The sequence below is a fragment of the Mycobacterium malmoense genome (assembly GCF_019645855.1).
GTDB lineage: Bacteria > Actinomycetota > Actinomycetes > Mycobacteriales > Mycobacteriaceae > Mycobacterium > Mycobacterium malmoense.
On sequence record NZ_CP080999.1, the window covers coordinates 4,910,127 to 4,931,864 of the forward strand.

Sequence of the window (21,738 nt, forward strand, 5' to 3'; positions counted from 1 at the left end):
ATCAAGACGGGCCTTCGGAAAAGATCCTCGCCGAATCGTGTCCCTGGGAGTTCACGAGCGCTACCCTTGACCTCGCGAATTCATTTACCCGGGAGTTGAGCGCCAAAAAATGGCTGAAGGACCCACCGCCGACGGTCCGGTACCGGCACCGACCGGGATCGCCGCAGAATTGGCCTCCGCCGGATTTGAGGAAGCGGGAGATTCCTCTCCTCCGACAAGAACTCCGCGGCGTTTGAACGCTTCGACCCGGGGTCGAGGACATGGACCGGGCTGGTGGGCATGCCAACCCCGCGCGGAAGCTACGGCGCGAGCCACATCGACGGCCGGATCGTGGCGGTCGGCGGCGAAGGGCTTCAGGTGACATGACCGACTTCTCGGAGCTGCCGGCGGCGGATCAGGAAGCGATCGGCAAGACGCTGCTGACCTTGTTGAAGTCGTTCGATGAGCGTGACGCCGGGCCCCTGCAGGCCGTGTACTCCGACGATGCCGACTGGGTCAACGCCTTCGGCACGGTCAAGCGCGGACGCGACGACATCGTCGACTACCTCACCGGTCTGTTCCAAGACGACAACTTCAATCGCGGCGAGCTCGCCGGTCCGCCGGAGACGAGCTTCCGGGTGCTCACCCCCGGCGTGGTGCTGGTTTCGGCGCATCTGAAAGTGAAGGGCCAGGGGCTGGTCGGCGGCGGAACCCTTGACCGGGACAACTTCTCGCTGCGCGCCCTGCAGCGTCAGGACGACGGATCCTGGCTGATCGTCTCGGAGATGTTCGCCGACGCCAACACCGAGACCACTTATCAGCCGTAGGGCCGCTGCGGCTTCGCCAGCGTAACGCCACTGCGAAATACCAAGCGTGATATCGCAGTAGCGTTACGCTCGGCGGGCGGGTGGTGCCCCCGGCTCACCGGCAAACGTTAGAGCCAGGTGTCCTGGGTGGTGGTCGTGAGGAACGCTTCCAGGTCGTCGCGCCACTGGGCCGGCGTGGTCTTATCCGGTTCGATGCCGGTGTAGTCGCCGCGATAGAACAGCAGCGGCCGTGGCTTGATCTTGGGGGCCTCCGAGAGCGATTGGACCGCACCGAACACCACGAAGTGATCGCCGCCGTCGTGCACGGACGCCACCGTGCAGTCGATGTGGGCCAGCGAGCCGTCGATGATCGGCGAACCCAGACCCGAAGGGTGCCAGTCGATTCCGGCGAACTTGTCCGGTTCCTTGGAGCCGAATCGGGCCGAGACGTGCTTCTGCTTTTCGGTCAGCACGTTGACGCAGAACCGGCCGCTGGCCTCGATGGCCTTCCACGACCGCGACACCTTGGTCGGGCAGAACAGCACCAGCGGCGGCTCCAGCGACAGCGCCGCAAAAGACTGGCAGGCGAAGCCGATCGGGACGTCGTCGTGCACCGTGGTGATGATGGTGATCCCGGTGCAGAACTGGCCCAGCACCTGCCGGAAGGTCCGCGGGTCGATCGGCGCCGACATCATTAGCTCCGAGCTAGCCGCGGGCGCCGACCGTGAAGTCGTGCCCCCATAGGCTGACGGCGGTGCTTTCCCGGGCGATCCAGTCTCCATCGTCGACTTTTCTTCCCTCGCAACCGAATTCGACGTCGAACCCGCTGGGCGTCTTCATGTAGAACGACAGCATCAGGTCGTTGACATGGCGGCCCAGCGTGGCCGACATGGGCACCTTGCGGCGCAACGCCCGGTCCAGGCACAGGCCCACGTCGTCGGCGTTTTCGACCTCGACCATCAGGTGCACGATGCCGCTGGGCGTGGGCAGCGGCAGGAAGGCCAGGCTGTGGTGGCGCGGGTTGCAGCCGAAGAAGCGCAGCCAGGCCGGCGCCCCGTCGGCGGGCCGCCCGACCACCTGCGGCGGCATCCGCATCGAGTCGCGCAACGTGAAGCCGAGCACGTCCCGGTAGAAGTGCAGCGCCTCGGCGTCGTCGCGGGTGGTCAGCACCACGTGACCCAGGCCCTGCTCGCCGGTGACGAACCTGTGCCCGTACGGGCTGACCACCCGGCGGTGTTCCAGGGCGGCGCCGTGGAAGACCGCCAGGGGGTTGCCCGACGGGTCGGAGAACTGGATCATCTCGTCCACCCGGCGATCCGCCAGGTCGGCGGCGGTGGCCTCCTTGTACGGCGTGCCCTCCACCTCGAGCCGGTTCCGGATCTCTTGCAGGCCTTCGGCGTTCGCGCACTCCCACCCGGCCTCGGCGAGCCGGTCCCGGTCGCCGGGCACGATCACCAGCCGGGCCGGGAAATCGTCCATCCGCAGATAGAGTGCGCCCTCGATGCTGCCCTTGCCCTCGACCATGCCGAGGACTTTGAGGCCGTACTCGCGCCAGGCCGCCACGTCGGTGGCCTCGATGCGCAGATAGCCCAGCGACCGGATGCTCATCACGCACCTCCCAGGAAATCAATGGTGAGCTTGTTGAACTCGTCGAACTTCTCCACCTGCGCCCAGTGCCCACACTGCCCGAAAACGTGCAGCTGCGCACGCGGAATGGTCTTCAGCGCGACCAGCGCGCCGTCCAGCGGGTTGACCCGGTCCTCGCGCCCCCAGATCAGCAACACCGGCTGGCGCAGCTTGTACACCTCGCGCCACATCATGCCGAGCTCGAAATCGGCGCCGGCGAACGACATTCCCATCGCCCGGGTGGCGGTCAGCGATTCGGGCGTGCTGGCCAGCGCGAAACGCTGGTCCACCAGCTCGGGGGTGATGAGGTTCTTGTCGTAGACCATCACCCGCAGGAAGGCTTCGAGGTTCTCCCGGGTGGGATCCATCGAGAAGGCACCCAGCCGTTTGACGCCCTCGGTGGGGTCGGGCGCGAACAGGTTGACGCTCAGCCCGCCGGGACCCATCAGCACCAGGCGCCCGGCCCGGTCGGGGTAGTCGAGGGCGAACCGGACCGCGGTGCCGCCGCCCAGCGAATTGCCCACCAGCGGAACGCGTCCCAGGCCAAGCTGGTCGAAGAGGCCCTTGAGCGCCCGCGCCGCGTAGCGGTTGAACTGCCCGTGTTCCGCGCGTTTGTCGGAGTGGCCGTAGCCGGGTTGATCGACGGCCAGCACGTGGAAGCGCTGCGCCAGCACCGGGATGTTGCGCGCGAAGTTCGTCCAGCTCGCCGCCCCGGGACCGCCGCCGTGCAGCAGCACCACCGTCCGGTCGCTGCCTGCAAAGGACAAGCCCGCCTCGTGATAGTGCAGCCTCAGCGGTCCGTCGACGTCCACGTCGACGAAGCGCGAGGTGGACTCGAACGTCAACTCCTCGGTCTTGGGCTGGGTAACCGGCATCAGACCATGGTGTCGCCGGGCGGCAACCCGAACTCGTGGTTCCCGAAGATCACGTAGGCGCGCTCGGGGTCGTTGGCGGCGTGCACCCGGCCGGCGTGCGCGTCACGCCAGAACCGTTGAATGGGAGCGTCGTTGGACAGCGCGGTGGCGCCGGACGCCTCGAACAACCGGTCGATCGAGGCGATCGAGCGCCCGGTGGCGCGCACCTGGTCACGACGCGCGCGGGCACGCAGGTCGAAGGGGATCTCCTTGCCCGCGGCCAACAATGCGTATTCGTCGCCGACGTTGCCGATCAGCTGGCGCCACGCCGCGTCGATGTCGCTGGCGGCCTCGGCGATGCGGACCTTGGCGAACGGGTCGTCCTTGGCCTTTTCCCCGGCGAACGCCGCGCGCACCCGCTTGCCCTGATGCTCCACGTGCGCGGCATACGCGCCGTAGGCCATGCCGACGATCGGAGCCGAGATGGTGGTGGGATGCATTGTGCCCCAAGGCATTTTGTACACCGGGGCGGTGTTGTTCTGCAGGCCGGCCGCGGTGTGGTCGTTCATCTCCTTGTAGGACAGAAACCGGTGCCGCGGCACAAAGACGTCCTTGACGACGACGGTGTTGCTGCCGGTGCCGCGCAGGCCGACGACGTGCCACACGTCGTCGATGCGGTACTCGGTGCGCGGGATCAGGAAGCTGCCGAAGTCGACCGGCCGACCGTCCTTGATGACCGGGCCGCCGAGGAAGGCCCAGCTCGCGTGGTCGCAGCCCGACGACCAGTTCCACGCGCCGTTGACCAGGTAGCCGCCGTCGGTCACCACGCCCGCGCCCATCGGGGCGTACGACGACGAGATCCGCGTCTTGGGGTCGTCACCCCAGACCTCGTCCTGGGCCTTTTGGTCGAACTGGGCCAGGTGCCAGTTGTGCACGCCGAGGATCGAGCTCACCCAGCCCGTGGAACCGCACGCGCTCGCCAGCCGCCGCGTCGCCTCGTAGAACAGCGCGGGATCGCATTGCAGTCCGCCCCACTGCTCGGGCTGCAAAAGGGTGAAGAAGCCGACGTCCTGGAGGTCCTGAACGGTCTCGTCGGGCAACCGGCGCAGGTCTTCCGTCGCCTGAGCGCGCTCCCGAATCCGCGGAAGCAGATCATCGATGCCAGCCAAAACTGACTGCGCATCACGCTGTTGAATGGACGTCACTTAAGTTTGCCTCCTGGGCCAGGCTTACACAGCGGACTTACACCAGAGACTAGAACACGTTCCGATTCGTGTCGAGCAGGGTATTCCTGCGGCTGGTAGCGGTACGAATCCGGTTTTCTGTAACATGTTCTAGTTGTGATGAAAGGGAGGATCGGTCTTGACCGAGGCAAGTTCCGACGAGCCGCTCGGCGACCACGTCCTTGAATTGCAGATCGCCGAGGTCGTCGCCGAAACCGACGACGCGCGGTCGCTCGTCTTCACGGTGCCCAACGATCAGGGGGACCCCGACATCCCGGCGGGGCGGTTGAGCTACGCGCCCGGCCAGTTCCTGACGCTGCGCATCCCCAGCGAGCGCACCGGCTCGGTGGCCCGCTGCTACTCGCTGTGCAGCTCGCCGTTCACCGACGACGCGCTGGCCGTCACGGTCAAGCGGACCGCGGACGGATACGCGTCCAACTGGCTGTGCGACCACGCCCGCCCCGGCATGCGGATCCACGTGCTGGCCCCGTCGGGCAACTTCGTGCCCAAGACGCTCGACGACGACTTCCTGTTGCTGGCCGCCGGCAGCGGGATCACCCCGATCATGTCGATCTGTAAGTCGGCGCTGGCCGAAGGCGGCGGGCAGGTGACGCTGCTCTATGCCAACCGCGACGACCGCTCGGTGATCTTCTCCGACGCGCTGCGCGGCCTGTCGGCCAAATACCCCGACCGGTTCACGGTGGTGCACTGGCTGGAATCGCTGCAGGGGCTGCCGAGCGCCACCGCGCTGGCGAAGCTGGCGGCCCCCTACACCGACCGGCCCGCGTACATCTGTGGGCCCGGCCCCTTCATGGACGCGGCCCGCCAAGCACTGGAAGCGCTGAAAGTGCCTGCGCCGCAAATACATATCGAGGTGTTCAAGTCGCTGGAGTCGGATCCGTTCGCGGCGGTGAAGCTCGAGGACGCCGCCGAAGGGGACGAGCCGCCGGCCACCGCGGTGGTGCAGCTGGACGGCGAAACCCACACCGTGTCGTGGCCGCGCAACGCCAAGCTGCTCGACGTGCTGCTCGCCAAGGGACTCGACGCGCCCTTCTCCTGCCGGGAAGGACACTGTGGTGCCTGCGCCTGCACGCTGCGCAGCGGCAAGGTGACCATGGAGGTCAACGACGTGCTGGAGCAACAGGATCTCGACGACGGTCTGATTTTGGCCTGTCAATCTCACCCGGAATCTGATTCGGTAGAAGTCACCTACGACGAGTAGTCGCGGGATTAGAGTTCACCCTCGGAGTCTTCTCGACGGGTAGGCCCGGGAAGGGGAGCAGGATGAAGCGGCTGATAGCGGGGTTTGCCGTCGTCGGAGGCATGGCGATGTTCCTGCCCGGTCCGATCGCCGGAACTTCCTGGGCGGCGAGCAACACCGCCACCACCCTGTTCCCGCTGGACGGACCCAACCAGCTGGAGACGCACATCTTCCTCAATTGTTTCAAGGCCGACGGGCACTGCGACTTCACCGCCGGCGCCGACATGCTCACACCCGACGGGGTGACCGGCTTCCCGCCCGGCCTCTGGGCGCGCCAGACCACGGAGGTTCGGTCCCCGAACCGGCTGGCCTACCTGGACGCGCACGCCACAGGCCAGTTCGAGCGGGTCAACAAGTCGATGGGTACCGACGAGATCACCACCGTTTACTTCGGTGAAGGGCCGCCGGACAAGTACCAGACGACCGGGCGCATCGACTCGACGGATTGGTCGACGGGCCAGCCCAAGACCGACGTCAGCGTGATCGTCTGCACCCACATCCAGGTGGTCTACACCGGGGTCAACATCACCTCGCCGAGCACCTGCGCGCAGACGACGTTTTCCTGAGACCGCCCGAGAAGGCTTAGCGGGGCAGGCCTAGTAGCCGCTCGGCTGCCACGGTGAGCAGGATCTGCTCGGTGCCGCCGGCGATCGTGAGGCAGCGCGTGTTGAGGAAGTCGAAGACCGCGTGATTGGCGACGAGGCCGCCGCCCTCGGACACGTCCATCATGTATTCGGCCAGCGCCTGCCGATAGCGCACGCCGATGAGCTTGCGCACGCTGGACTGCGCCCCGGGGTCCTGGCCGCCCACGGCCAACTGGGCGATGCGCTGGTCGAGCAGCGCGCCGGTCTGGGCGAGGACGATCAGCCGACCCAGCCGGTCCTGCTGGGCAACGTCGAGGTCGATCTCGGCCAGCGTCCTGAGCAGCTCCTCCATCGGGTTGCCCAGCGCGGTGCCGGTGGCCATCGCCACGCGCTCGTTGGCCAGCGTGGTCCGGGCCAGCCGCCAGCCGTCGTTCACCGTGCCGACCACCATCTCGTCGGGCACGAACACGTTGTCCAGGAACACCTCGTTGAACAGCGAGTCGCCGGTGATCTCCCGCAGCGGACGGATGTCGATGCCGGGCGAGGTCATGTCGACCAGGAAGTAGGTGATGCCCTTGTGTTTCGGGGCGTCCGGGTCGGTGCGCGCCAGGCACACGCCCCACCGCGCCTTGTGCGCCGCGGACGTCCACACCTTCTGCCCGGTGAGCAGCCAGCCGCCTTTTGAACCCGGCGCCCGTACCGCCTTGGTGCGCAGCGATGCCAGGTCGGAACCGGCTCCCGGCTCGGAAAACAGCTGGCACCATAGGAATTCGCCGCGCAGGGTGGCGGGCACGAAGCGCCCGATTTGTTCGGGTGTGCCGTGTTCGAGGATGGTCGGCGCCGCCCACCAGCCGATCACCAGGTCCGGACGCACCACACCGGCCGCCGACATCTCCCGATCGATCAGCAGCTGCTCGGCCGGTGACGCGGCGCGCCCGTGCGGCGGCGGCCAGTGCGGCGCCAGCAGCCCCGCCTCGGCCAGGGCCACCTGCCGCTTTTCCTCGGGCAGCGCGGCGACCCCGGCGACGGCCGCGGCGATCTCCGGTCGCAGGCCCTCAACCTCGGTGAGGTCGATGCCCAGCCGGCGCCGGACGCCGTCCTGGGTCAGCGCCGTGATGCGGCGCAGCCAGCGCTCGGCACCCCCGAGGAACCGGCCGATGCCGTGCGCCCGCCGCAGGTACAGGTGCGCGTCGTGCTCCCACGTGCAGCCGATGCCGCCGAGCACCTGGATGCAGTCCTTGACGTTGGCCTTCGCGGCGGCGATACCGACGCTGGCGGCCAGGGCCGCCGCGATGGCGAACTGGTCCTGATCCGATTCCGCCGCGGCGCGCGCGGCGTCGGCGGCGGCCACCTCGGCCTGCTCGGCGCGGCACAGCATCTCCGCGCACAGGTGCTTGATGGCCTGGAAGCTGCCGATCGGCTTACCGAACTGCTCACGCACCTTGGCGTAGGCGACCGCGGTGTCCAGCGACCATCGGGTCACGCCGGCCGCCTCGGCCGCCAGCACGGTCGCCGCCAGATCCTCGACGCGCTGCTGTGGGACCGCGAGCACGGTTGCCGGCGCCGACGTCAGCACCACCCGCGCCAACGGCCGGGAAAAGTCGGTGGCCCGCAACGGCTCGACCCGCACGCCGTCGCCGGCGGTGTCGACCAGCAGCCACTTCCCCTCGGCCGGCAGGATCAGGACGCCGCCGCGCACCGTGTTCGAGGCGCCCAGCACCCACGGCAGGGTGCCCGACGCCCGGGAAGCCGCGCCGTCGAACCGCACCGAGCCTTCAGGGCCTTCAGGGCCTTCAGGGCCCTCGAGCGCCACCCCCGCGAAACGCTCCCCGGAGGCCAGCGCGGCCAGCAATCCGGGATCGTCGACGCCCTCGGAGATGACCACGGTGGCCAGCGCGGTGGTCGCCACCGGCCCGGCTACCAGGGCCTTGGCCGCTTCCTCGACCATCGCGCACAGATCCTCGATGCTGCAGCCCGCCCCGCCGTGGTCCTCCGGGATGGCGACGCCGAATATCCCAAGGCCGGCCAGGCCGGCGAACACCGGCCGCCACGCGTCGGCGTCACCCTGTTCGACGGCGCGAATCGCCGCGGTCCCGCCCGCCCCCGACGTCGGGTTGCGGGCCCAGTCGCGCACCAGCGCGCGCGCGGCGAATTGTTCGTTGGTGACGGTCGCTACCACCCTGAGGTCCTCCGTGACATGGGGCGCGCCCCTAGGTCTTAATTGTCCGACTCCCGCAAGCGCGGGGTATGCGAACGCCGCGCTATGCAACCCGCATCGCCACCGGACGGTGCCCGATTGTCCGGTTCCTCCTCACGTTGCCACGCAACCCGCATCGTCACCGGACTAGAACGTGTTCTAATAGTGCCAGTGGTCGACCGTCAAGTCGAACGCCATTACGGCAGCACATGTGGTTCTCCCGGCGGTACGGAGGTAGGAAATTCACGCTCAGCATGCGTATCGTTTGCAGACGAGCCGCCCGGAACAGGAGCAACTCGTCACATGTCGCAAGCCAACACGAACTCGAGCCGCGCTTCGGACTCGCAACCGCGCGAGGTCATGAACGTGGCGGTACTGGCTGAGTCGGAACTCGGGTCGGAGGCGCAGCGGGAACGCCGCAAGCGCATCCTGGACGCCACCATGGCCATCGCGTCCAAAGGTGGTTACGAGGCGGTTCAGATGCGTGCCGTGGCGGACCGGGCCGACGTGGCGGTGGGCACGCTGTACCGGTATTTCCCGTCGAAGGTGCATCTGCTGGTGTCGGCGCTGGGCCGCGAGTTCAGCCGCATCGACGCCAAAACCGACCGCTCCACCGTCGTCGGCGGCACCCCGTTCCAGCGGCTGAACTTCATGATCGGCAGGCTCAACCGCGCGATGCAGCGCAACCCGCTGCTGACCGAGGCAATGGCGCGGGCCTACGTTTTCGCCGACGCCTCGGCGGCCAGCGAGGTCGACCAGGTCGAGAAGCTCATCGATTCCATGTTCGCGCGCGCGATGGCCGACGGCGAAGCGAGCGAGGACCAGTACCACATCGCCCGGGTGATCTCCGACGTGTGGCTGTCGAACCTGCTCGCCTGGCTCACCCGGCGGGCCTCGGCGACCGACGTCAGCAAGCGGCTGGACCTGGCCGTGCGATTGTTGATCGGCGATCAGGAGCCCAGCGAAGCCTAGGCCGGGGGCCCGGTGGTGCGGCCCCGAATCAGCTCGGTGTCCAGCAGTTCGACGACCGGCAGGCCCGGCGTGCCTGTCCGTGGCGGCTTCAGCAACAGTTCACCCGCCCGGTGACCCTTCTGCAGGCTCGGCTGTGCCACGGTCGTCAAGCCGCGGCCGATCGCCTCGGGCACGCCGTCAAACCCGGTGACGCTCATCTGCCCCGGCACGTAAATGCCATGTGCCCTAAGGTAATCCATGGCCGACAGGGCCAAAATGTCGGCCGTACACAGCAGCGCGGTGATCCGCGGATTGGCCTCCAGCGCCGCCTTGGCGGCGGCGCCACCGGACGTCGGCAGGTGCTCGTAGCTTTCCACCACGGTCAGCGAATCCGGGTCGACGCCGGCGGCCGTCATCGCCTCCCACACGCCGATGATGCGCTCCCGTTGCACGTCGAACGCCGGCGACTGCAGCCGGTCGGCGTCCACCAGGCCCTGTCGGCGATCGCGGCCCAGCCGCATGGTCAGCAACCCGACCTCCCGATGCCCCAGTCCCAGCACGTACTCGGCGAGCTCGCGCATCGCCGCACGGTCGTCGATGCCCACCCGCGACACCCCGGAGAGGCCCTTGGGCTGGTCGACCACCACCACGGGCAACCGCCGCTGCAGCACCACCTGGAGGTAGGGATCGTCGTCGCACACCGAATACACCACGAAACCGTCCACGCCGGCGCCGAGCACGGCGGCCGTTCCGTCCTCGATGCTCCGGCTGGATCCGACGGCCACCAACAGCAGTCCCTGCCCGAGCTCTTCGCACGACTGCGCCACTCCCGCAACGAAATCCCGCGCCGCCGGGTCGCTGAAGAAGTAGGTCAGCGGTTCGGCCATTACCAAACCGACGGCACCGGCTTTGCGGGTCCGCAACGATCGCGCGACCGGGTCGGGGCCCGGGTAACCCAGCCGCTTCGCCGTCGCCAGCACGCGCTCACGCAGGTCGGCGGAGAGCTGATCCGGCCGGTTGAAGGCATTCGAGATCGTGGTGCGCGAAACCCTCAACTCGTCCGCCAACGACGCCAGAGTCGCACGCCGGCGCGGTGTGGGACTCACGTTCGGTGAGGCTACAGCGGATCTTTATTCACGCCTACGCGCCTTTGATCCACCGCTTCCTAATGGAAACGATTTTCATTAGTATTGTGGGTCGTTCGGCGGGCCGGCGAGAGGAAATTGGGACGTGCGCTTGGCGCTGACGGGACACAAATGGCAGTAGCCGCGGTAGTTAATGGCGGGCGTTGGCTATCGGCCACCCTGGTTGCCCTGGCCGGCCTGCCGGCGCTGACGGGCTGCGACGGTTCAGCGCATCCGCGCGCGGCCGCCGTGGTGGCGTCCACCGACGTGTGGGGCAGCGTGGCCGGCGCCGTCATCGGCCGCCATGTCGCCGTCAAATCCATCCTGAGTGGCGCCGACATCGATCCGCACACGTATGCGGCCAGTCCCTCGGATGCCGCCTCGATCATCGATGCCGCGTTGGTCGTCTACAACGGCGGCGGTTACGACCCTTGGGTGGACCAGGTGCTGGCCAGGCATCCGGCCGTCCAATCCGTCGATGCCTACTCGTTCGTCGCCAAAGCCGCACCGGGCGGGCAGCCCCCCAACGAGCACGTCTTCTACGACCTGGGCGTCGCCAAGTCGGTCGCGTCCTCGATCGCCGACCGGATGGCGACCATCGACCCGGCCAACGCCGCCGACTACCGGGCCAACGCCGCCGAGTTCTGCCGCAGCGCCGACGCGATCGCCATCTCCGAACACGCCATCGCCAGCGCATACCCCGATGCCGGAGTCATCGCGACCGAGTCCGACGCGTACTACCTGCTGGCGGCGTCGGGCCTGGTGAATCGCACCCCGGCCGCGTTTACCGCGGCCAACGAGAACGAAACCGATCCCTCGCCGGCCGACATGGCATCCGTGCTCGACTTGATCGACCACCGTCAAGTCTCGGCGCTGGTGGTCAACCCGCAGACGTCCACCGCCGCGATAGCCGGCCTCGAGGATGCCGCGCGGCGGGCGGGCGTGCCGGTCACCGAAGTGACCGAGACCTTGCCCGCGGGCGTCGACTACCTGACCTGGCAGCGCGACACGGTCAACCAGCTGCTCGCCGCCCTGCGGTCGAGCCGGTAAGCACGGCCGTGAGTCTCGAAGCGGTCCAGGCGGTCGACCGTCACGCGGATGCGGTTTCGCTGCGCGGCGCCCGGCTGGCGTTCGGCGACCGGGTGCTGTGGGACCACCTGGACCTGTCGGTGTCGCCCGGCGAATTCATCGCGGTGCTCGGGCCCAACGGCAGCGGCAAGACGTCCTTGCTCAAGGTGTTGCTCGGGCAGCGGCCGCTGAGCGCCGGTGCCGCGCGGGTGGACGGAAAGCCGATCACCTCGGGAAGCGGACGCATCGGCTACGTGCCGCAACACCGGCCCATCGACCGGGACGTGATGCTGCGTGGGCGCGACCTGGTTCGGCTGGGCATCGACGGGCGACGCTGGGGCGCCGCCCCGCTGCGATCCGCCGAGCGGGCCCGCCGGCGCGCGGCCGTGTGCGAAGCTCTGCGCCAGGTCAACGGCGAACACCTGGCCGATGTCCGGGTCGGGCTGATGTCGGGCGGCGAGCTGCAGCGGATGCGCATCGCTCAGGCGCTGGTCAGCGACCCGATGCTGCTGCTCTGCGACGAACCGCTGCTGACCCTGGACCCGGCCAACGCGAGGCTGGTGTCCGCGCTGATCGACCGGCGCCGCCGGGATGCCGCAACCACCGTCATCGTCGTCACCCACGAGATCAACGCGATCCTGCCGTACGTGGACCGGGTGCTGTATCTGGTCGACGGCCGGTTCAAGGTCGGCACCGTCGGGCAGGTGATGACCAGCCAGACGCTGTCGGCGCTGTACCGGGCCGACATCCAGGTGGTGAAGGTCAAGGACCGCTACGTCGTGGTGGGCGATCCGGTGCCCGGTGACGGGCCCGACCGATGAACCACCGGCTGGCCGACATGCTGGACCACCTGTTCGCCTTCGACGTCACCTCCCGCCTCCTGGGCCATGACTTCGTCCAGCAGGCGCTGGTGGCGGCCGCGCTGCTGGGACTGGTGGCCGGGCTGATCGGGCCCTTCATCGTGATGCGCCAGATGTCGTTCGCCGTGCACGGATCCAGCGAACTGTCGCTGACCGGGGCCGCGTTCGCCCTGCTGGTCGGGTTCGAGGTGGGCGCGGGCGCGTTGATCGGCAGCGCCCTGGCGGCGGCGCTGTTCGGCGTTCTCGGCCGGCGTGACCGGGAACGCGATTCGGTGATCGGCGTGGTGCTGGCGTTCGGGTTGGGTCTGGCGGTGCTGTTCATCCACCTCTATCCGGGACGAACCGGGACCAGCTTCGCTTTGCTGACCGGCCAGATCGTCGGCGTCGGCTACACCGGCCTGACCATGCTGGCGCTCGTTTGCCTGCTTGTCGTCGCCGTGCTGGCGACGTGCTACCGCCCGCTGTTGTTCGCCACCGTCGATCCGGACGTCGCGGCCGCCCGCGGTGTCCCGGTTCGCGCGTTGGGCATCGTGTTCGCCGCGCTGGTCGGTGTGGTGGCGGCTCAGGCCGTGCAGATCGTCGGGGCGCTGCTGGTGATGTCGCTGTTGATCACGCCGGCGGCCGCGGCCGCTCGGGTGGTCACCTCTCCGGCGGCGGCGATCGTGGCGTCGGTGGTGTTCGCCGAGGTCTCCGCCGTCGGGGGCATCGTGCTGTCGCTGGCGCCCGGGGTTCCGGTGTCGGTGTTCGTCGCAACCATCTCGTTCCTGATCTACCTGTTTTGCTGGCTCGCTGGGCGGCGCCGGGAGGCCGCCACTTAAGCAATAAGCTGGGCCGGTGGCCGGTATCGACCTCAACGCCGACCTGGGCGAGGGCTTCGGCGTCTGGCGCCTTGGCGACGACGACGCCATGCTGGGGATCGTCACCAGCGCCAATGTGGCGTGCGGTTTCCACGCCGGGGATCCCGCCGGCGTGTTGCGGGTATGCCGGGCGGCCGCCGAGCGTGGTGTGCGGATCGGGGCGCAGGTGAGCTATCGCGACCTGGCCGGGTTCGGCAGGCGCTTCATCGACGTCGCCGCCGAAGACCTTGTCGCCGACGTCGTGTACCAGATCGGCGCGTTGCAGGCGATCGCCGCGGCCGCCGGCTCCGCGGTTTCCTACGTCAAACCCCATGGCGCGCTGTACAACACGATCGTCACCAACCGCGAACAAGCCGCCGCGGTGGCCGAGGCGGTGCGCCTGGTGGACCCCACGCTGCCGGTGTTGGGCATCGCCGGCTCGGCGTTTTTCGACGAGGCCGACCGCGCTGGTTTACGCACGGTGGCCGAGGCGTTCGCCGATCGCGCCTACCGGCCCGACGGCCAGCTGGTTTCCCGTCGCGAACCGGGCGCGGTGTTGGACGATCCGGCCGCGATCGCGGACCGCGTGGTGAACATGGTGACCTCGGGGCGGGTCACCGCGATTGACGGCAGCCCGGTCGCGGTCAGCGTGGAATCGGTTTGCGTGCACGGGGATTCGCCGGGTGCGGTGGACATCGCGACCGCGGTGCGCGATCGGCTCCAGGCCGCCGGCACCGATATCCGGGCGTTCTGCTGATGCGACTAAACCGCTTAAGGCTGGGCCGGCCCGATATCGCGCGGTACTCGGACCGGTTCGACGTGCCCGCCGCCGAAGCCGAGGCACTCTCGGTGATGTGGATGGGCGTGGCGACGCTGCTGCTCGACGACGGGTCGTCCGCGCTGATGACCGACGGCTACTTCTCCCGGCCCGGCCTGGCGCGGGTGGCGGCCGGCAGGGTATCGCCGTCGGCGGCCCGGGTGGACGGCTGCCTGGCCCGGGCGAAAGTGTCCCGGCTGGAGGCCGTGATCCCGGTGCACACCCACATCGACCACGCGATGGACTCCGCGCTGGTCGCCGACCGCACCGGCGCGCGGTTGGTCGGGGGCGAGTCGGCGGCCAACGTCGGGCGCGGCTACGGGCTGCCCGAGGACCGTCTCGTCGTCGCGGTCTCCGGTGAACCAATTCGGTTGGGCGCCTACGACGTAACGCTGGTGGAGTCGCACCACTGCCCACCCGACCGGTTTCCCGGTGTGATCGGCGCGCCGCTGAAACCGCCGGTGAAGGCGTCGGCCTACCGCTGCGGTGAGGCGTGGTCGACGCTGGTGCACCACCGGCCGTCGGGCCGGCGGCTGCTGATCCAGGGCAGCGCCGGCTTCGTCGCGGGCGCGCTGGCCGGCCAGCGCGCCGATGCGGTCTACCTCGGCGTCGGTCAGCTGGGCCTGCAGCCGCGGTCCTACCTGCTCGACTACTGGGCCGAGACCGTGCGCGCGGTGGGCGCGCGCACGGTGATCCTCATCCACTGGGACGATTTCTTCCGCCCCCTGTCAAAACCCTTGCGGGCCTTGCCATATGCGGGCGACGACCTGGACGTATCCATCCGCATCCTCGACGAGCTGGCCGCGCACGACGGTGTCGCGCTGCACATGCCGACGGTGTGGCGTCGCGAAAACCCTTGGGCGTGAAGTGGTCTAGACGTTGGCACTGACCGTTGCGCTATTGCTGCTTGCCGTCGTGCTCGGTTTTGCCGTCGCCCGCCCACGGGGCTGGCCCGAGGCGCTGGCGGCGGTCCCGGCGGCCGTCATCCTGATAGCGATCGGCGCGATCTCGGCGCGTCAGGCGGCCGACCGGGTCGCCGGGCTGTCAGGGGTGGTCGCCTTCCTGGGCGCGGTGCTCGTGCTGGCCAAGCTGTGCGACGACGAGGGCCTGTTCGAGGCCGCGGGCGCGGCGATCGCGCGGGGACGCGTCCGGTCGGGCGGCCTGCTGCGGCGGGTGTTCGTCGTCGCCTCCTTGATCACCGCGGTGCTCAGCCTGGACGCGGCGGTGGTGTTGCTGACGCCGGTGGTGCTGGCCGCCGTCCGCCGGCTGCGCACCCCGGTGCGGCCGTACGCCTACGCCACCGCCCATCTGGCCAACGGCGCCTCGCTGCTGCTGCCGGTGTCGAACCTGACCAACCTGCTGGCCTTTCACACGGCCAACATCTCGTTCACCAGGTTTACCGTCTTGATGGCGCTGCCATGGCTGGGCGCCGTGGCCATCCTCTACGTGGTCTTCCGGTGGTTTTTCGCCGGGGACCTGCGCGTCCAACCCGACCCGGAGCGACGCGGGCCGGCGCCGCGGCCGCCGGTGTTCGTGTTGGTGGTCGTCGGGCTGACGCTCGCCGGGTTCGCCGTCGCCCAGTCGGTGGGGGTGGCCCCCGCGTGGGTGGCGGTGGGCGGCGCCTCGGTGTTGGCGGTGCGCAGCCTGCGTCGTCGGCACACCTCGGTGGTGGAGATCGTGCGCTCGGTGAACGTGTCGTTCCTGGTGTTCGTGCTGGCGCTGGGCGTCGTGGTGCAGGCGGTCATGCTCAACGGGATGGACAGGGCGATGTCCGCGGTGCTGCCATCCGGTTCGGGGTTGCCCGCGCTGCTCGGTATCGCCGCGGTGGCCGCCGCGTTGGCCAACGTCGTCAACAACCTGCCCGCGACGCTGGTATTGCTGCCGCTGGTGGCCCCCGGCGGGCCGGTCGCCATCCTGGCGGTGCTGATCGGGGTCAACATCGGCCCCAACCTGACCTACGTCGGCTCGCTGTCGAACCTGTTGTGGCGGCGCGTGCTCCGTCGGCACGACGTCGACGCCGGCGTCGGCGAGTACACCCGCCTCGGGTTGTGCACCGTGCCCGCGGCCCTGGTAGTGGCGGTGCTCGCGCTGTGGGCGTCCGCGCGGCTGCTGGGCGCCTAATGGCGCAAGCTGGGGGAACCTCCCGCTTGCGAGCAGACGCAGAATCGCCTATTTCCGTTGCGAAATAGGCGATTCTGCGTCTGCTCGCGCTAGCTGCGGTGGTAGGCCGGCGGCAGCGGCATGCCGAGCTCGGCCAGCACACCGCGCAGCAGCGTCGGGTAGTCGGTGATGATGCCGTCGACGCCGTAGGCGATTTGTTCGCGCATGGCGTCGGCGTCGTTGACGGTCCACGGAATGACCTTGAGCCCCAACGAATGCGCGTGCTCGACATACGGTTTGCCGGTGACGAGGGCGTAGTTGGGCGAGACGATGTTGGCGCCGACCAGCATCGCCCCGATCATCGGGTCGCCTAGCAGAGCCGGGTCGGCGGCGTTGGTGCCGGCCAGCCACGGCGAACCCGGCACCCAGGTCTCGTCGTCATACAAGGCCACCAACGGAATTGAGGGCTCCGCCCGGCGCACCATGGGCAGGGTTCGCCAGTCGAAGCTCTGGATCTCCACGCGGTCGACCCTGCCCGCCGACCTGACCGCGGCCAGTATCACGTCGACGAATTCCTGCGGCTCCGCCGATGTACCCGGGCGATCGGCCTCCACCTTGGTCTCGATGTTGTAGCGCACCCCGGCCCGATACGAGTCGGCGAGCGCAAAGACTTCCGGCAGGGTCGCTATCTTGTTGCCCCGCACCACTTCAGCGCGGGGAAACTCGGCGAGCCTGCGGCCGCAGTCCAACGTGTCGATCTGCGCCAGGGTGAGCTCGTGCACCAGCTTCCCGACGTAGGGATATGCCGGGTCACCCGCGAACGCCGGCCCCGTGTCGGCGCACTTTTCCGCGTCGATGGCCGGGTCGTGCCACACCACGGGTCGGCCGTCCTTGGTGATGCCCACGTCGAGTTCGAGTGTGCTCACGCCGAGTTCGAGCGATTTGGCGAACGCGCGCAGCGATTCCTCGGTGGCCTCCCCGCGCCCACCGCGATGGGCCTGCAGATCGAACCCGGGCGCTTGCGCCGACGCCGTCGGCGACGCCGCGAGAAGCGCAGCGCTGGCTAGCACCGCGCCGAGGCGCGCGAGCCGGCACGGCACGGCCGTTAACTCCTGCGCTGACGGGCGATTTCGGCGAGCACCACCCCGGCGGCCACCGAGGCATTCAGCGATTCGGTTTGGCCCGCCATCGGAATCGATACCACCTCGTCGCAGTTCTGCCGGACCAGCCGGGACAACCCCTTGCCCTCCGAGCCGACGACCACCACCAGCGGGTCGGCGCCGTCCAGGTCGTCGAGTGGGGTGTCACCGCCGGCGTCCAACCCGACGACGCGCAGTCCGCTGTCGGCCCAATCCTTCAGCGCCCTGGTGAGATTGGTCGCCCGTGCCACCGGCACGCGGGCTGCGGCCCCGGCGCTGGTGCGCCATGCCACCGCCGTCACCGAGGCGGAGCGTCGCTGCGGGATCAGCACGCCGTGGCCGCCGAACGCCGCCACCGAACGCACGATGGCGCCGAGGTTGCGCGGATCCGAGATGTTGTCCAGCGCGACCAACAGCGCCGGCGGCGCGCCGGTGGCGGCCGCGAGCAGGTCGTCGGGGTGGGCGTAGTCGTACGGCGGCACCTGCAACGCGATGCCCTGGTGCAGGTGGTTGGCGGTCATCCGGTCCAGGTCGGCGCGCGGCACCTCGAGGATCGCGATGCCCATATCGGCCGCGCGGGCCACGGATTCGGTGAGCCGCTCGTCGGCCTCGGTGCCCAGCGCCACGTAGAGCGCGGTGGCCGGGACACCGGCGCGCAGGCACTCCAGCACCGGGTTGCGGCCGAGCACCGTTTCGGTCTCGTCGATTCGGCCCCGCGCCGGCCGGCGTGACGGGGATTGGGCACGCTTGGCGGCGGGATGGTGGGGACGCAGGTGCGCCGGCGGGGTGGGACCGCGCCCCTCCAGCCCGCGGCGACGCTGGCCGCCCGAGCCGACGGTGGGGCCCTTCTTGGTGCCGGATTTCCGTACCGCCCCGCGGCGTCGCGAGTTGCCGGCCATCTAGTTGCCGTCACCGCCCAACGTCCACTGCGGCCCGTCGGCGGTGTCGGTGACCTCGATCCCGGCGTTTTTCAGCCGCTCCCGGATCTCGTCGGCGAGAGCCCAATCGCGTTGTTGGCGAGCCTTTTCCCGGTTTTCCAGTTCGGCCTGCACCAGCACGTCGACGGCGGCCAGGGCGGCCGACGTCTCGTCGCGGGATTCCCAGCGTTCGTCGAGCGGGTCACAGCCCAGGATGCCCATCATCGCGCGGATCGCGGCGGCGTGCCGCAGCGCGCCCTCATGGTCGCCGGCGTCGAGCGCCCGGTTACCTTCGGCGCGGGCGTGGTGCACCTCGGCCAGCGCGACCGGGACCGCCAGGTCGTCGTCGAGGGCCTCGGCGAACTTCTGCGTCCACTCGCCCGGTTCGACGGCACCGACCCGGCTGCGGACGCGATGCAGGAACTCCTCAACCCCGGTATAGGCTTTGACCGCGTCCTGCAGCGCGTTTTCGGAGAATTCCAGCATCGACCGGTAATGCGCGCTGCCCAGGTAGTAGCGCAGCTCGGCGGGCCGCACCCGCTGCAACATCGCCGGTATAGCCAGCACGTTGCCCAGCGACTTGCTCATCTTCTCCCCGCCCATGGTCACCCAGCCGTTGTGCAGCCAGTAGCGGGCGAATCCATCGCCGGCGGCGCGGCTCTGGGCGATCTCGTTCTCGTGGTGCGGGAATACCAAATCCATTCCGCCGCAATGGATATCGAATTCCGGGCCGAGGTAGGCGCGGGCCATCGCCGAGCATTCCAGGTGCCAGCCGGGGCGCCCGCGGCCCCACGGCGTGGGCCACGACGGCTCGCCGGGTTTGGCGGCCTTCCACAGGGTGAAGTCGCGCTGGTCGTGCTTGCAGGTGGCCACGCCCTCGCCCTGATGGACGTCATCGATCTTGTGCCCCGACAATTGGCCGTACTCCGGGTAGCTGAGCACGTCGAAGTAGACGTCGCCGCCGGCCGGATACGCGTGCCCGGTTTCGATCAGGCGTTGCATTAACTCGACCATCTGGGTGACGTGGCCGGTGGCGCGCGGCTCCGCCGACGGCGGCAGCACGTCCAGGGCGTCGTAGGCGGCGCTGAATGCGCGCTCGTAGGTGGCCGCCCACTCCCACCACGGCCTGCCCGCCGCGGCGGCCTTGTTGAGGATCTTGTCGTCGATGTCGGTGACGTTGCGGATGAACGCGACGTCGTAGCCGCGCGCGATCAACCATCGGCGCAGGATGTCGAAGGCCACCCCGCTGCGGACGTGCCCGATATGCGGCTGGCCCTGAACCGTGGCGCCGCACAGGTAGATGGAGACGTGCCCGTCGCGCAGCGGAACGAAATCACGCACGACACCTGCCGCCGTGTCGTGGAGCCGCAAGCGGGCGCGATCGGTCACGACGTGCCAGCTTAATCGCGAGCGTAACGTCAGCGCGAAAAATCACGCCGGATCTCGCAGTGGCGTCACGCTCGCGGAAGGTCCGCAGCGGATCCCACGGGGACCACCAGCGCGGTGGCGATCGCGGCGAGGCCCTCGCCCCGTCCGGTCAGGCCCAGCCCGTCGGTGGTCGTCGCCGACACCGATACCGGCGCCCGCAGCAGACCCGACAGCACCTGCTGCGCCTCGGCGCGGCGCGGACCGACCTTCGGCCGGTTGCCGATGACCTGCACGGCGGCGTTTCCGACCCGGTAGCCGTGCCGCGAGATCAGGTCGGCGACGTGGCGCAGCATGTCGGCGCCGCTGGCGCCTTGCCACCGCGGATCGTCGACGCCGAACACGGCGCCGACGTCGCCCAGCCCCGCGGCCGACAACACCGCATCGCACAGCGCGTGCGCCCCGACGTCGCCGTCGGAGTGGCCGGCGCAGCCGTCGGCGGCGGGAAACAGCAGCCCGACCAGCCAGCAAGGTCGCCCGGGTTCGATCGGGTGCACGTCGATGCCCAAACCGACGCGTGGAAGGGGAAGCAGCTCGGTCATCGGCGCACGATCGCTTGGGCCAGCAACAAGTCGAGCCGGGTGGTGATCTTGAACGCCAGCGGGTCGCCGTCGACCACCTGGACCTGGCCGCCGAGTCGCTCAACCAGGGACGCGTCATCGGTAAAACCGGCGGCGCCCCGGGAAGCCCGGTACGCGCTCAGCAACAGTTCGGTGGCGAACCCCTGCGGGGTCTGGACCGCCCGCAGCCCGGCCCGCTCCGGTGTGCCCAGGACCGCCCCGTTGGCATCCACGGCCTTGATGGTGTCAGATGGCGGCAGCGCGGGCACCACGGCGCCATGACCGGCCCGCAACGCGTCGACCACGCGCCCGACCAGTGCCGGCGGTGTCAGCGCCCGCGCGGCGTCGTGCACCAGCACGAAGTCGGGGTTGCCGGGGAGAGCCGCGAGGGCCAGGCTCACCGATTCGGTCCGGTCCGCCCCACCGGCCACGACGGTGGCCTTCTCGCCCAGGACGCCCAGGGCCCGCTTGGCCTGGTCGATGCGGTCGGCGGGGACCGCCGCCACGACATGATCGACGACCCCGGACTCCAGCAGGCCGGCGACGGCCCGCCCGAGCAGGGTGCGTCCGTCGAGTTCACAGAATGCCTTCGGGATGCCAGCGGCCAGCCGCTCCCCCGACCCTGCGGCGGGGACCACTGCTACTACTGTGCCCCCGGCCACCAGAAACTCAGGGCCTTCAGGAAGCGGCGGCCAGAACCTCGTCGAGGATGGTCTCCGCCTTGGCGTCGTCGGTGCTCTCGGCTAGCGCCAACTCGCCGACCAGAATCTGCCGGGCCTTGGCCAGCATGCGCTTCTCACCGGCGGACAAGCCGCGTTCCTGATCGCGGCGCCACAGGTCACGCACCACCTCGGCCACCTTGTTGACATCGCCGGAGGCGAGCTTTTCCAGGTTGGCCTTGTAGCGGCGGGACCAGTTCGTCGGCTCTTCGGTGTGGGGGGCGCGCAAAACCTGGAAGACCTTGTCGAGGCCCTCCTGCCCTACGACGTCACGGACACCGACGTACTCGGCGTTGTCGGCGGGTACTCGAACTGTCAGATCGCCCTGCGCCACTTTCAAGACGAGATACTCTTTTTGTTCCCCTTTGATGGTCCGGGTTTCGATCGCCTCGACTAACGCGGCACCGTGGTGCGGATAGACAACGGTGTCACCGACCTTGAAGATCATCTGATTCGAGCCCCTTTCGTTACTTCATCCTAACACGGCGGCCCGACACGTGCGAAGCAACGATGCAGGTCAGGGGCACAACACGTGCGGATTAGGGGTTGACAGGCGAAGCAAGACATGCAAGGCACCACACTACGCTTGTTCACGCTTGCCCCCGCGGGCACCCCGGCGGTGGCTGCTGCGCTGGTCTGGCGCCCCGCGCTACCGCCGACGAAACGTTGCTACTACTGTGCATAGTTGCACA

At 69.1% G+C, this 21,738-nt stretch carries 22 protein-coding genes; 10 read left to right on the forward strand and 12 right to left on the reverse strand.

Going from position 1 to position 21,738, the window contains the following annotated elements; genetic code table 11:
- The first annotated feature begins 362 nt into the window (after window positions 1-362).
- Window positions 363-806 (forward strand): YybH family protein, encoded by a 444-nt coding sequence (locus K3U93_RS22675; protein ID WP_176219926.1) that lies wholly within the window; start codon window positions 363-365, stop codon window positions 804-806.
- 107 nt (window positions 807-913) lie between these two features.
- On the opposite strand, the gene hsaB is transcribed toward K3U93_RS22675, so the two are convergent.
- From hsaB to hsaA, 4 genes are read right to left on the reverse strand one after another with little or no spacing between them, the layout of a single operon-like run.
- Entirely contained in the window at window positions 914-1,477 is a 564-nt protein-coding gene (gene hsaB / locus K3U93_RS22680; protein ID WP_139796868.1) for a 3-hydroxy-9,10-secoandrosta-1,3,5(10)-triene-9,17-dione monooxygenase reductase subunit, read from the reverse strand.
- A gap of 13 nt (window positions 1,478-1,490) precedes the next feature.
- Entirely contained in the window at window positions 1,491-2,393 is a 903-nt protein-coding gene (gene hsaC / locus K3U93_RS22685) for an iron-dependent extradiol dioxygenase HsaC (RefSeq protein ID WP_083010202.1), read from the reverse strand.
- Window positions 2,393-3,286 carry a 4,5:9,10-diseco-3-hydroxy-5,9,17-trioxoandrosta-1(10),2-diene-4-oate hydrolase gene (gene hsaD / locus K3U93_RS22690; protein ID WP_071513098.1) on the reverse strand — a complete coding sequence of 298 codons (894 nt, stop codon included), beginning with the start codon at window positions 3,284-3,286 and terminating at the stop codon, window positions 2,393-2,395. The genes hsaC and hsaD overlap by 1 nt, the downstream gene beginning before the upstream one ends.
- Entirely contained in the window at window positions 3,286-4,470 is a 1,185-nt protein-coding gene (gene hsaA, locus K3U93_RS22695; RefSeq protein WP_083010201.1) for a 3-hydroxy-9,10-secoandrosta-1,3,5(10)-triene-9,17-dione monooxygenase oxygenase subunit, read from the reverse strand. The genes hsaD and hsaA overlap by 1 nt, the downstream gene beginning before the upstream one ends.
- 157 nt (window positions 4,471-4,627) lie before the next feature.
- Here hsaA and K3U93_RS22700 point away from each other — a divergent pair, with 157 nt between their 5' ends.
- On the forward strand, window positions 4,628-5,710 hold the full coding sequence (locus K3U93_RS22700) for a ferredoxin--NADP reductase (protein ID WP_083010200.1): 1,083 nt from the start codon (window positions 4,628-4,630) through the stop codon (window positions 5,708-5,710).
- Between the two features lie 62 nt (window positions 5,711-5,772).
- Complete coding sequence (locus tag K3U93_RS22705; protein ID WP_083010199.1) at window positions 5,773-6,315, forward strand: hypothetical protein; 543 nt, start codon at window positions 5,773-5,775, stop codon at window positions 6,313-6,315.
- 16 nt (window positions 6,316-6,331) lie between these two features.
- Here K3U93_RS22705 and K3U93_RS22710 read toward each other — a convergent pair whose 3' ends face one another.
- Complete coding sequence (locus K3U93_RS22710; protein ID WP_083010198.1) at window positions 6,332-8,512, reverse strand: acyl-CoA dehydrogenase family protein; 2,181 nt, start codon at window positions 8,510-8,512, stop codon at window positions 6,332-6,334.
- A gap of 384 nt (window positions 8,513-8,896) precedes the next feature.
- Between K3U93_RS22710 and kstR the strand changes: the two genes are divergently transcribed.
- Entirely contained in the window at window positions 8,897-9,502 is a 606-nt protein-coding gene (gene kstR, locus K3U93_RS22715) for a cholesterol catabolism transcriptional regulator KstR (protein ID WP_176219925.1), read from the forward strand.
- Here kstR and K3U93_RS22720 read toward each other — a convergent pair.
- Entirely contained in the window at window positions 9,499-10,587 is a 1,089-nt protein-coding gene (locus K3U93_RS22720; protein WP_083010196.1) for an Rv3575c family transcriptional regulator, read from the reverse strand. The two genes, kstR and K3U93_RS22720, sit on opposite strands and share 4 nt — an antisense overlap.
- Before the next feature lie 150 nt (window positions 10,588-10,737).
- On the opposite strand from K3U93_RS22720, the gene K3U93_RS22725 reads away from it, so the two are divergent.
- From K3U93_RS22725 to K3U93_RS22750, 6 genes are read left to right on the forward strand one after another with little or no spacing between them, the layout of a single operon-like run.
- Window positions 10,738-11,655, forward strand: a complete 918-nt coding sequence (locus K3U93_RS22725) for a metal ABC transporter solute-binding protein, Zn/Mn family (protein ID WP_083010195.1) — start codon at window positions 10,738-10,740, stop codon at window positions 11,653-11,655.
- 8 nt (window positions 11,656-11,663) lie between these two features.
- On the forward strand, window positions 11,664-12,494 hold the full coding sequence (locus K3U93_RS22730) for a metal ABC transporter ATP-binding protein (RefSeq protein WP_083010194.1): 831 nt from the start codon (window positions 11,664-11,666) through the stop codon (window positions 12,492-12,494).
- Window positions 12,491-13,351 carry a metal ABC transporter permease gene (locus K3U93_RS22735; RefSeq protein ID WP_083010193.1) on the forward strand — a complete coding sequence of 287 codons (861 nt, stop codon included), beginning with the start codon at window positions 12,491-12,493 and terminating at the stop codon, window positions 13,349-13,351. The genes K3U93_RS22730 and K3U93_RS22735 overlap by 4 nt, the downstream gene beginning before the upstream one ends.
- A 16-nt stretch (window positions 13,352-13,367) precedes the next feature.
- A complete protein-coding gene (locus K3U93_RS22740; protein ID WP_083010192.1) occupies window positions 13,368-14,126 on the forward strand; it encodes a LamB/YcsF family protein in 759 nt (252 codons plus the stop codon).
- A complete protein-coding gene (locus K3U93_RS22745; RefSeq protein ID WP_083010191.1) occupies window positions 14,126-15,052 on the forward strand; it encodes an MBL fold metallo-hydrolase in 927 nt (308 codons plus the stop codon). Before K3U93_RS22740 ends, K3U93_RS22745 begins: the two co-directional genes overlap by 1 nt.
- A gap of 13 nt (window positions 15,053-15,065) precedes the next feature.
- Window positions 15,066-16,307 (forward strand): SLC13 family permease, encoded by a 1,242-nt coding sequence (locus tag K3U93_RS22750; protein ID WP_083010190.1) that lies wholly within the window; start codon window positions 15,066-15,068, stop codon window positions 16,305-16,307.
- An 89-nt stretch (window positions 16,308-16,396) separates the two neighbouring features.
- On the opposite strand, the gene K3U93_RS22755 is transcribed toward K3U93_RS22750, so the two are convergent.
- The 6 genes from K3U93_RS22755 to carD form a co-directional block, all read right to left on the reverse strand.
- Window positions 16,397-17,386 (reverse strand): glycerophosphodiester phosphodiesterase, encoded by a 990-nt coding sequence (locus tag K3U93_RS22755; protein WP_083010189.1) that lies wholly within the window; start codon window positions 17,384-17,386, stop codon window positions 16,397-16,399.
- Between the two features lie 5 nt (window positions 17,387-17,391).
- Complete coding sequence (rlmB, locus tag K3U93_RS22760; RefSeq protein WP_083010188.1) at window positions 17,392-18,324, reverse strand: 23S rRNA (guanosine(2251)-2'-O)-methyltransferase RlmB; 933 nt, start codon at window positions 18,322-18,324, stop codon at window positions 17,392-17,394.
- Window positions 18,325-19,731 (reverse strand): cysteine--tRNA ligase, encoded by a 1,407-nt coding sequence (gene cysS, locus K3U93_RS22765; protein ID WP_083010187.1) that lies wholly within the window; start codon window positions 19,729-19,731, stop codon window positions 18,325-18,327. It lies immediately after the preceding gene.
- A gap of 65 nt (window positions 19,732-19,796) precedes the next feature.
- On the reverse strand, window positions 19,797-20,309 hold the full coding sequence (gene ispF, locus K3U93_RS22770) for a 2-C-methyl-D-erythritol 2,4-cyclodiphosphate synthase (RefSeq protein ID WP_071513083.1): 513 nt from the start codon (window positions 20,307-20,309) through the stop codon (window positions 19,797-19,799).
- A complete protein-coding gene (gene ispD, locus K3U93_RS22775; RefSeq protein ID WP_071513082.1) occupies window positions 20,306-20,989 on the reverse strand; it encodes a 2-C-methyl-D-erythritol 4-phosphate cytidylyltransferase in 684 nt (227 codons plus the stop codon). The genes ispF and ispD overlap by 4 nt, the downstream gene beginning before the upstream one ends.
- A 16-nt stretch (window positions 20,990-21,005) precedes the next feature.
- On the reverse strand, window positions 21,006-21,494 hold the full coding sequence (carD, locus tag K3U93_RS22780) for an RNA polymerase-binding transcription factor CarD (RefSeq protein ID WP_007166539.1): 489 nt from the start codon (window positions 21,492-21,494) through the stop codon (window positions 21,006-21,008).
- Between the last annotated feature and the right edge of the window lie 244 nt (window positions 21,495-21,738).

Excerpts from the sequence above, each read along its gene's own strand:
- K3U93_RS22675 (WP_176219926.1), top strand. The coding sequence starts at position 363 with ATGACCGACTTCTCGGAGCTGCCGGCGGCGGATCAGGAAGCGATCGGC.
- hsaB (WP_139796868.1), bottom strand. The coding sequence starts at position 1,477 with ATGTCGGCGCCGATCGACCCGCGGACCTTCCGGCAGGTGCTGGGCCAG.
- hsaC (WP_083010202.1), bottom strand. The coding sequence starts at position 2,393 with ATGAGCATCCGGTCGCTGGGCTATCTGCGCATCGAGGCCACCGACGTG.
- hsaD (WP_071513098.1), bottom strand. The coding sequence starts at position 3,286 with ATGCCGGTTACCCAGCCCAAGACCGAGGAGTTGACGTTCGAGTCCACC.
- K3U93_RS22705 (WP_083010199.1), top strand. The coding sequence starts at position 5,773 with ATGAAGCGGCTGATAGCGGGGTTTGCCGTCGTCGGAGGCATGGCGATG.
- K3U93_RS22725 (WP_083010195.1), top strand. The coding sequence starts at position 10,738 with ATGGCAGTAGCCGCGGTAGTTAATGGCGGGCGTTGGCTATCGGCCACC.
- K3U93_RS22735 (WP_083010193.1), top strand. The coding sequence starts at position 12,491 with ATGAACCACCGGCTGGCCGACATGCTGGACCACCTGTTCGCCTTCGAC.
- K3U93_RS22745 (WP_083010191.1), top strand. The coding sequence starts at position 14,126 with ATGCGACTAAACCGCTTAAGGCTGGGCCGGCCCGATATCGCGCGGTAC.
- rlmB (WP_083010188.1), bottom strand. The coding sequence starts at position 18,324 with ATGGCCGGCAACTCGCGACGCCGCGGGGCGGTACGGAAATCCGGCACC.
- ispF (WP_071513083.1), bottom strand. The coding sequence starts at position 20,309 with ATGACCGAGCTGCTTCCCCTTCCACGCGTCGGTTTGGGCATCGACGTG.
- carD (WP_007166539.1), bottom strand. The coding sequence starts at position 21,494 with ATGATCTTCAAGGTCGGTGACACCGTTGTCTATCCGCACCACGGTGCC.